General features: G+C 49.5%; 9 protein-coding genes. 2 read left to right on the forward strand and 7 right to left on the reverse strand.

Annotation, left to right across the window (positions count from 1 at the left end):
- Nucleotides 1–622: 622 nt before the first annotated feature.
- The 7 genes from HOM51_16560 to HOM51_16590 all read right to left on the reverse strand — a co-directional run bounded on the left by HOM51_16560 (nucleotide 623) and on the right by HOM51_16590 (nucleotide 6,480).
- Nucleotides 623–1,153: a hypothetical protein gene (locus HOM51_16560; GenBank protein ID MBT5036127.1), complete on the reverse strand. Its 531-nt coding sequence runs from the start codon at nucleotides 1,151–1,153 to the stop codon at nucleotides 623–625.
- 116 nt (nucleotides 1,154–1,269) lie between these two features.
- Nucleotides 1,270–2,106 carry a DUF2189 domain-containing protein gene (locus HOM51_16565; GenBank protein ID MBT5036128.1) on the reverse strand — a complete coding sequence of 279 codons (837 nt, stop codon included), beginning with the start codon at nucleotides 2,104–2,106 and terminating at the stop codon, nucleotides 1,270–1,272.
- A 427-nt stretch (nucleotides 2,107–2,533) separates the two neighbouring features.
- Complete coding sequence (locus tag HOM51_16570) at nucleotides 2,534–3,901, reverse strand: DUF3326 domain-containing protein (protein ID MBT5036129.1); 1,368 nt, start codon at nucleotides 3,899–3,901, stop codon at nucleotides 2,534–2,536.
- A 10-nt stretch (nucleotides 3,902–3,911) separates the two neighbouring features.
- Nucleotides 3,912–4,328: a hypothetical protein gene (locus HOM51_16575; protein ID MBT5036130.1), complete on the reverse strand. Its 417-nt coding sequence runs from the start codon at nucleotides 4,326–4,328 to the stop codon at nucleotides 3,912–3,914.
- Nucleotides 4,329–4,360: 32 nt separating this feature from the next.
- Nucleotides 4,361–5,527, reverse strand: a complete 1,167-nt coding sequence (locus HOM51_16580; protein MBT5036131.1) for a glutathionylspermidine synthase family protein — start codon at nucleotides 5,525–5,527, stop codon at nucleotides 4,361–4,363.
- A gap of 34 nt (nucleotides 5,528–5,561) precedes the next feature.
- Nucleotides 5,562–6,101, reverse strand: a complete 540-nt coding sequence (locus tag HOM51_16585; protein ID MBT5036132.1) for a DUF1190 domain-containing protein — start codon at nucleotides 6,099–6,101, stop codon at nucleotides 5,562–5,564.
- Nucleotides 6,102–6,120: 19 nt separating this feature from the next.
- Entirely contained in the window at nucleotides 6,121–6,480 is a 360-nt protein-coding gene (locus HOM51_16590) for a DUF350 domain-containing protein (protein ID MBT5036133.1), read from the reverse strand.
- A gap of 478 nt (nucleotides 6,481–6,958) precedes the next feature.
- Between HOM51_16590 and HOM51_16595 the strand changes: the two genes are divergently transcribed.
- On the forward strand, nucleotides 6,959–7,816 hold the full coding sequence (locus HOM51_16595) for a hypothetical protein (protein MBT5036134.1): 858 nt from the start codon (nucleotides 6,959–6,961) through the stop codon (nucleotides 7,814–7,816).
- 75 nt (nucleotides 7,817–7,891) lie between these two features.
- Nucleotides 7,892–8,872 (forward strand): hypothetical protein, encoded by a 981-nt coding sequence (locus HOM51_16600; protein ID MBT5036135.1) that lies wholly within the window; start codon nucleotides 7,892–7,894, stop codon nucleotides 8,870–8,872.
- The last annotated feature ends 173 nt before the right edge of the window (nucleotides 8,873–9,045 follow it).

A 9,045-nucleotide genomic window follows, 5' to 3' on the forward strand; every position in this document is an offset into this window, starting at 1 on the left:
CTCCAGCTTGGTTTTCTGGGTGAATTTCCAGATGATCTCACCCGATTTACCGGGCTCCAATAAAATGCTGTTGGGATCATCATGCTTCATTGAATGACCACCACCGTGGTCCATCTTCAACAGAACGATGGAGAACCCAAAAGAAGAAGAACTCAAAGTCTTAACGGAAGCTGCTGAAAAGCTCGGTATATCAATGGAGGATATCTCACGTGATCCCCGCACTCGTTGAAACGTGGGAGGCAATTACAACGACTATGTCGGATCAAGATTAACCGCCAATCGAATGAGGTTACGCCAGCCATGTATGACTACGGACTAGCCAAGGAATCGTGAAAGCTCTTTGGGCAGAATCACGTGATACCATAGTCCGTTTTAGTTTCATCATATGTTTGCTCGATAGGATACCTACAGTCGAATCCTCTCACGACAAAATTTCTTTTCTTGGGGTAGGTAGGAAAACCTTACCCCTAGAAAATTGAGGCAAGTAAAGTTGTCCATCGGTTGCCAAATAACTGCAGAAAACTAGGGTGTTGGACAACCTCGAACTTGTCCTTTTACTTGTCCAAAGAGACAACGTATCGGACAACCTCGGGAGTTGGTTGTCGTGTTCGGCACACATGGCTTATTTCCGCCAAATCCACCGCTTCGTAGCAGGATCGTATAGCTTGTTGGCACGCCTCGAGGTATCTTCACGTAAGTCTTTCAGCGTGCGGCGTTTTAGGGTTGAGCTTAACGGTTTAATATCCTCGCGCATGGCCACCGCTTCGGCTAGATCAGTTGTGGTCCAAATTTTTGCGGGATAAGATGCGAGCACTTCTTCGACAGCCTTGTCGAGTATGTCCATGACAATTGGGTCGCGTTGGGGATTGTGTTTAGATCTCTGGTGTAACTGCGTATTTTTGATCTTTTGGGCATCGGCAGCGGTTGGCCTAACTGTGACAAGGCTGTTTTCTTCAGGTGATAGGTGAACCGTGTCGAGTTGGATCAGCTTGGGCGTTTCCCATTCGGCTGCATCCTTCTGTTTGGTCATATCTAACGTGACTTGCATTTCCTTTTCGACACGTTTTAGCATCAGCATGGTATCGGCATCTGCACCAAAGACACTGCTACCTCGAGCACGAATGCTGGCCTCATGTCCGGTAACGACCGTCAAATAAAGCTATCGCTAAAAATGCGGCAATCAAGAGTCGAAAATGCTCAAACGTTCAATTTTTTACATTTATATGATGGGTCATTACTTTAGTACAATCTGGGAAGCCGCAGCCTAAGCTACGAGTCTGCGATGCTGCGGCGATACAAATGCCACGTGGCATGGCCCAATACAGGCAGAGTCGCAAATAATCCGATCAGGCCCGAGAGTAATGAAAGCGCGATCAGTGCGGCGATAGTGAGACACCACGCGGCCATAACGCGTGGGTTCTTGATCACGAACCGGACGCTGGTCAACATCGCTGTTATGAAATCAATGTCTCGATGAAACAGCATTGGAATGGAGATGACCGAGTAGGAAAACACACCGAATGATATAAGCGCCCCGGCGGCGTTCCCAACCAGCAAAAACAACCAACCTGTGGGGGTGGTGAAGGTAATATTCATCAGTTCCGAAAAACTAAAAAGTCGAAAGCCCATAAATCCGAACGACAGGAGTGCCGCAATATCCATCCAAATAAATAGGGAAAATCCGGTAACCAATGCCATCCAGCCCAGGTCACGACGAAACATCAATGTCACCGTGCTTACGACAACACTCCAGGAAAGGTGTTGCGCCTTGTTATCCACGTTGTCTTCCAGATGTCGGCTTACAATATAAAAGCCCGTCGCGATAAATGGCGCGATCATGGCAAATCCAGCGGCAAGCGGGTAAACTAGGTAGGGCAAATCGAAATAAAGGAGAAACAAGATTAGCATCCACCCACCGACCACGTAAATTCCGCTAAATAGCAGACCATAGGCCGGTGCCATCCGAAAATCCCGAAGGCCGAGTGCCAGGACCTCCAATAAATCATTGATTGTGACCGTGTTGACCTGCGGTAACAGTGTCTGACTGGACTTTCCTCTAGACGCGGCCGCTGCGGTTACCACAGATTTTTTTGTAGCTTTGCTCACCGTCAATACTCTCTAAGTATCCGTTTCGTCATTTGATGGGGTAATTATACAGAGGAGCGGGTTAATGTCGATGCGCGTTCAGATAAGCCGCCAAAACCTCATTCCATTCTTTCGGTTACAATTTCCGGGATACCTTTTGTGAGGTCTATGTTGGTCTAGAGGCGGTACGGGTAATGGGTGGCTGGTCGAGTAATGGGGGCACAGATGATCGTTATGGCGAAGGGTTTCGGCCATCGGCGTTGGCAAAGGCATTCGGGAAGAATTCGTATGACAGTCAAAATCTTGGACATTTTTATAAAAAACTACAACTTGTTTTATGTCCGGTTAAGCCACAAGCGGACACTATGAAGTGGCCTAAGCCACTTCAATTGGATGCACTTCTTCCGAAATTAAAACGCCAGTTTCTATGGGGAGAGATACGTCTGCTTCAGGAATTAATAATCCGTTCCTCTTCGTCAGTCATTGAAGTTTGTGAGTCTATTTTTCTATCTTCGACTCGTGTGGCGCCCAAGGGTCGACGAAGTGAGTTTGGTGTAATGCCCGCTTTGATTGCCGTCATCACGCCAACAGCTTCCCAGTAATTATCAACCACATGTAATTGCCCGTCTGCCCACGGGAGAAGGCCTAAGTCATTTTCCATCAAGTTTGTATTTTCGCGAACAGCGATGACAGGGATACCTTGTTCAAGTGCCGCTAAAGTAGGGAGGCCGACACATTTATCAGGTATGACGAGGCAGGACACATCAGCAGCCGTAAGCAAGCCTGATTCTCGCATCGCATCGGGGTCGGTCACGATGCGGGGACTGCGTTGTAAGCCCTTCAGCATGCACTGAATAAATGTCAACGATACGGCTTCGGCAGCAAGTCTTGGGTCGACCACACCTAGATCAAAATTCGCAACCTTTTGACTTTCAAGCATAGGAGAATGAGCCGCCGGAATTTCATAAAGCATCGACACCGCATGCGTCAGCATGGCTTCCACACCGCCCCATGGATTAATCATCTCACCATCGCAGTGGAAATATCCTTCGTGATAGTCATCATCGACCTCAATAACAGAAGCAATCGCCACCGCATCGAACGTGCCCTGGTTTTCGTCCAAAACAGCGCGAATGCGATCGAGCCCTTCTATTTCTCCAGCGGCTCTACCCGACTTCATAAATTCAGCTGTCATACGGAGCGGAGGATCGAGTTTAACCACCTTGGAACAATCAAGACCATAGGTCGCACGTGCAGCACTGACTGCATTGATGGTATCATTCGCAAACATCTCAATTTCATGATCGTCGATAATCATCAGGACACGATTTGACCGCACGCGCTGTAAGGCAGCAGTACCCATCATTAGACGCGTAATTGCGCTGCCTTCGACGTAAAGCGCGTTCTCCGGCATTTCATTTAGGTCTGACGCATTGACGACATTTGGATGCGTGATTAAACGGTCGCATGCTTCTGCCAGCACACGCGCTGCGGGCGTGGCATCCCCGGCATGCCCCCCGATTTCAGAACCGATTCCTGTTGGCACTAAAAAGATTGCGTTGAATTCGTCCGTGCGCTCAATCTTACGCGGCACAAAATGAAAAACCGACCGAAGCCCTTCTGTAGTGGCGGCATCTACTCCACCGAGCATCCCAAACTCGCATTGGTATTGGGTGTCATCCATGCCCGTAATTGCGAAACGTACGGGAACTGCCCCCTCCTCCAATCGAAACTCAACGGCCTTTTGAATATGGGCAATTATGTTTCGATGGCCAGGCGCTGCCGGGATAGAGATTTGCCGCTCGATCAACTGCATGAGGTTTCCTTCAAACTCGATCCAAAAATCTGGCGGAACAATCCGTAGCACCGAACCATTCGACCGAAAACTTCTCTGCCACTTTTGGGTCGTATTCTTTGCACGAAAAAATGTTGATATAAACCGCTCCTAATTGATCAAGCGTATGGATGACAATCGAACTGGTGAGGATGAATTGGACTGCTGATGTACCCTGCGTATGAGGAGACGTTTGTTTGTCTTTTTCAGGAACACCTTCGTCGTCCCAAAAATGAAGGTCTTCACGTTGCATATCGATGAGCACACACAAACGTTCAAAATATTCAGTAATGCTATCGCGGGTGAATTTGGAGTCATCACAACCATGTAGATCGAGGATCAGCTCAATGCCATATTTGCCTGGCATCAATCCTGGAACGTTATCGGCTGAATTATCTTCGACATTCATTGTCGTTTAGAGCTCCCTATGCTTTGCGGCATTCAGTCCAAGATAATATGAGGAACAAACTGAGAGTCCTTACTCGTGACCAACGTTTTATCCTCCCGTATACACAATCCAACGGCTTTGCTCGCAACCAGCCAGCACCCAACAAGCGGATAACACCCCTCAAATTCGGGCAAGGGCTGAAAGCCCTGGATAATGTGCGCGTCTTCGCTGTACGGCCCATCACTTTTATAGTGGGTTTGACCATTCTTAACGATCTCAATATTCGCCCCTTGACGAGAGAGCATTGGTTTACGGACATAGCTGCCGGTACCGACAAGTTCGGCAGCGGCTGGATCATCTTCGAAATAAGCCGGTAGTAAATTGGGATGGCCTTCGAACATCCCCCATAACAAAGGCATTAGACCTTTGTTAGATAGGATAGCCTTCCAAGGTGGTTCGATAAACCGAACACCGCTCGTCGGCACCTGCGAGCCAAATTCTTCCGCCATAATCCATTCCCAGGGATATAACTTTATCAATGTTCGAATGGCCCGGTCCTCTAGATCAGTAAGTTGCCCGTGGTCGTTTAGACCAATCTCTTCCATCGCGAGAAAGCATGTTTCCAACCCCACCTCTTGCGCACATTCTTCTAGGTATTGGAGTGTCCCTTTATCATCCTCAATATCGTAATTGCACGCGAAGTGAGCTAACTCGTTGATTCCCAAAAATGGGAAAGCTTGGACGATGCTTTCGTGAACATCATTTAATTGGTCACCGCCTTCTGGGATTAGCCCCAACTCCGTGGCTTGTTCAAACCATTCCCATTGAAACACCGCAGTTTCATAAAGCGCCGTTGGTGTGTCGGCATTATATTCCAAGAGTTTCGCCGGGCCTTTTCCGGAATATGAGAGGTCCATTCGCCCATATAAGTTTCTTTCGCTCGAGCGCCAGCTGTTCGCGATGTAGTCCCAAAAATGTTCCGGAATGCCTAGGCGTTGTAAAACCTGCTCATCGGTTATGGCACGGTCCACAACCTCCATGCACATACCTTCAAGTTCTTCGGCAGGTGCTTTTAAATCCTCGTCAATCTCGCGCATGCAAAATTGGTAGTAGGCGCTTTCATCCCAACCCGTGATGCCGTCGTTGGCGCTATATTCCAGGCCGTGCTCTGAGGCCGCACGCCTGAGGTCCGGTCGCTCGTTTACAGGAATACGCAACATTGAATCTAAGAGATTGTAAACGTGATAGGTTTAATCACGTCGCCGCTGATCCAAACCGGCGCCCGGAAGACCCAAACCCGCCCCGTCTCATCGTTGTGCTTTTTACGGAAGGCTTGCTGGTGGCTGATCTCGCGACTTGGGTTCGTCCCGTCTTTGATCCGGCACTTTTATTGTCGGCTGTCCGGAATGTACCAGGGCTGGAGGTTGAGCGATAAAGCGGCTGCGCGCCCATTCTCCGACCGCCAAGAAGCGATCCCATCATGTATCCCGCCATTAATGGCATAAATACAGAACCACCGGTGGAAGTTTGATATGGTGCTTTTTCACACTTCTCGGCGCCAAAATCTGCAACGCAATCTTCTTTCGTAGCATATTTTGGTGCAACGGCAGCGTGTTGAGCCTTCGCTTCTTTGAAATTACTTTCGCACTGATCAGGGTTTCCCAACGGATCTCGCTTACACTGCTCTACACTTTCGTAGACCGACGCATCGACTCTTGGTTCTTCGCATGCGGACAAGGCGATCAAGCTCACGCTCATCATCAAACCAACAGAAATTGAACTTCGGCGTTTCATCTTATTCTCTCCAACCTGATTAGCTCGTCATCGACGCAGCGTTTAATAGACCACCGGCCAATGACGCCCCACCTAGCCAGACACCGCTGGCAATTTCATTTTTCTCAATTCGTTCTGAAATCTTAGGAACAGGGATACGCACAAAAAAGAAAATCACAATTTGAACGATCAACGCAACTCCACCCCATATAGCGCAATCTGCCAACGAAGCAGAATTCGTAATTGCACTCGCAAGCGGCAAACAGAAACCAAGCAAACTTCCTCCGAACGCTGTCGCAGCCGCCGCATTATTCTCCCGAATCAAGCCGATCTCATCATGCGGTGTAACCCACATGTAAACGACCACGTAAACCAAAGTCAGAGCCACGGCTGTGCCCATATAGGCAAGAAACCACGGTAGCTCATGAAGTGACGCGCCAACTGTTTCCAAAAGATTTAATCTCCCGAGTGACTAATATTAGGTCTGTCGCAGACGCTATCACAGGGAACTAGCCGTCTAAAGCGGTTTCATGAGTAATTTCTCTTTAAGATTGAGGCGGCGTTGGGCCTGAATACATTGCTATTTCGACCAATTGTCCGCTTTGGGTTGCCAGCAGACTAAATTACAGACCTCGAATGACTTCCGCTTCACCCACTACAAGCAGACATCAAATCTAAAAAATTGGATTTTGAGTTTTCGACTTCTGCTAACCGTAGAAAAGCAGACGTTTTTAGGGTGCTATGATAGAGTCCGTTTTTAGCCAAAACCGGACATATACGGAAAACTTGATTTAGGTCAAAGATGGCCGGGCGCAGGTTGGTTAACCTGCCCTCCCCGGTATGTGCCCGGGATTCTTTAAATAGCAATGGGTATGGTGATGGCTGGCTTGACGAAGGAGCAAATTAACAGGTACCGCGCAGATGGGTATTACTATCCGCTCGACGCTTTGACTGAGGACGAGGTCGCCCGATACCGGGAAGGACTATCAATAACGGAGGAGCACCTCGGTGGCCCCTTGACGCGAGTTGATAAAAAGTACTCCCACAACCTGCACCTTCTGTACCGCTGGGCCGACGAATTGGTTCATCACCCGGCAATATTAGATGTTATCGAAAGTCTATTAGGACCTAATATCGTCCTCTATACCTGCCGTATTTTCATCAAAGAACCTAAGTCGGACGGCATTACCGCATGGCATCAGGATTCCACATACTTTGGACTTCGGCCTCATGATCATGTGACCGCTTGGGTGGCGTTGTCTGATGTCGATATGGAAAGCGGTCCCATTGAGTTCGCGAAGGGAAGCCACATCAGGGGACAGCTCTTGCAAAAAAGTAACGTCATTCCAAACAGCGTTAACACGGCGGGCCAAATTACTGTGGAATGGTTTGATAAATCTGATACCGAAATAGGCTTGTTGAAACCGGGCCAATTTTCCCTGCACCATACGTGTACACTTCATCAGTCCGGTCCCAACAATTCGGACCGCCCGCGCATTGGTCTCGCGCTCAGTTATATCTCCACGCGGACGCACAATGTCGGCTCAGTCCGTATGCCCGCATCTCTCGTTCGTGGCCGTGACGAGCATGGGAACTTTGACTTTCAGTCGCGCCCAAAAGTAGACTTAGGACCAGAGGAAACCAAACGCCACGCTGGGGCACATGCGCTCTATATCAAAAATTTCTATGAGCAGTTGGAATTGCACGAAGCCGAGTTGCCTGCGGTTGCTTCGTAAACTGCACTAAATAACTGTTGCAGGAGCACCAGTAGCCTAAATATCAGTTCTTCACATTTTGGAGCTTGTTGTTCGATGACCGCACTCACTTCTCCCCCGGCCCACCATTTCGACGATCCAAGTTCGTGGACGGTCGACACCATTACGTCCGACGATTACCTGTTCGCTATTCCCGATGACGCCTTGGCCGAAATATTGGACCTTGCGCATTTCTTCGAGCGCAATCCGATCATCGTCGAAGCCATCACCCCGGACGATTTTGATATCCCGGCGATCCGTCAATTCATGAAAAAGGTCGAATATGCCTCGCGCAAGGGGCCTCGATTTGCCCTCATCGACCGCTTACCGATGGACGACATCAGCGACGATGCGGCTGTAAAGGTCTACTGGGTTCTCATGTCGCTCATGTCACGGCCGGTCGCGCAAACACTGGACGGTGTTTTTGTCTTTCCGGTCGAAGATACTGGTCGCCAGTTTGAGCCGGGCAGCGGCGTCCGTCCGGCAACGACGAATATGGAACAGAATTTCCACAACGATAATTGCTTCAACGGTATGCCGCCCGATTTTGTGACACTGCTTTGCGTCCACCCCGCCATTGACGGCGGTGGCGTTAGCCGGGTTGTCAGCCTGACCAGTGTCCACAATGATCTCGTCGACAACCACCCAGAGGTCCTCGAACGCTTGTTCGATCCCTTCTACTTCGACCGTCAGAAGGAACACCCGGAAGGCGAGCCGCTCACCATCTCGCAGCCCATATTCAGTTTCGACGACGTTCTCAAAGTCCGCTTGGGTAATTCCCTCGTACGTTCGGGATATGCAGTGAAGGGCGAATCCTTGGATGAAAAAGGACAAAAGGCCTTGGACGTTCTCACCAGTGTCGTGGAGGACCCCAAAAATTGGCTCGAGTTTAGCCTAGAGCGTGGCCAAATCGAAATCGCCAACAACCGGGAAACAGGGCATGCACGCTCCGGGTATCACGACGATCCGTCTAAGCCCAGGCGCCGATTGGAACGCCTGTGGCTTCGCGACGAAGGGCGGCGCACCTACTTGGGGTAAACGAACAATTATTTGGTGCTGTCGTCCGCTTAGGGTCCAGGCTGTTCTCTAACTCGGGTGTTGATGTCAAGCTCTCCGTTATGTACCTGTCGGGTTCACTGTTCTCTCCGCAGTAGGGTCCAAGCCCTCTGCATAATGGCGTTGGAGGACGTTGGCGGATCAATGTGTCAATC

It is taken from the genome of Rhodospirillaceae bacterium (genome assembly GCA_018660465.1).
In the GTDB taxonomy this organism is placed as follows: domain Bacteria; phylum Pseudomonadota; class Alphaproteobacteria; order Rhodospirillales; family JABJKH01; genus JABJKH01.

What these genes read in the sequence shown, in the direction of transcription:
- HOM51_16570 (MBT5036129.1), bottom strand. Translation starts at nt 3,901, where the DNA reads ATGCAGTTGATCGAGCGGCAAATCTCTATCCCGGCAGCGCCTGGCCAT.
- HOM51_16575 (MBT5036130.1), bottom strand. Translation starts at nt 4,328, where the DNA reads ATGAATGTCGAAGATAATTCAGCCGATAACGTTCCAGGATTGATGCCA.
- HOM51_16580 (MBT5036131.1), bottom strand. Translation starts at nt 5,527, where the DNA reads ATGTTGCGTATTCCTGTAAACGAGCGACCGGACCTCAGGCGTGCGGCC.
- HOM51_16585 (MBT5036132.1), bottom strand. Translation starts at nt 6,101, where the DNA reads ATGAAACGCCGAAGTTCAATTTCTGTTGGTTTGATGATGAGCGTGAGC.
- HOM51_16590 (MBT5036133.1), bottom strand. Translation starts at nt 6,480, where the DNA reads ATGGGCACAGCCGTGGCTCTGACTTTGGTTTACGTGGTCGTTTACATG.
- HOM51_16595 (MBT5036134.1), top strand. Translation starts at nt 6,959, where the DNA reads ATGGCTGGCTTGACGAAGGAGCAAATTAACAGGTACCGCGCAGATGGG.
- HOM51_16600 (MBT5036135.1), top strand. Translation starts at nt 7,892, where the DNA reads ATGACCGCACTCACTTCTCCCCCGGCCCACCATTTCGACGATCCAAGT.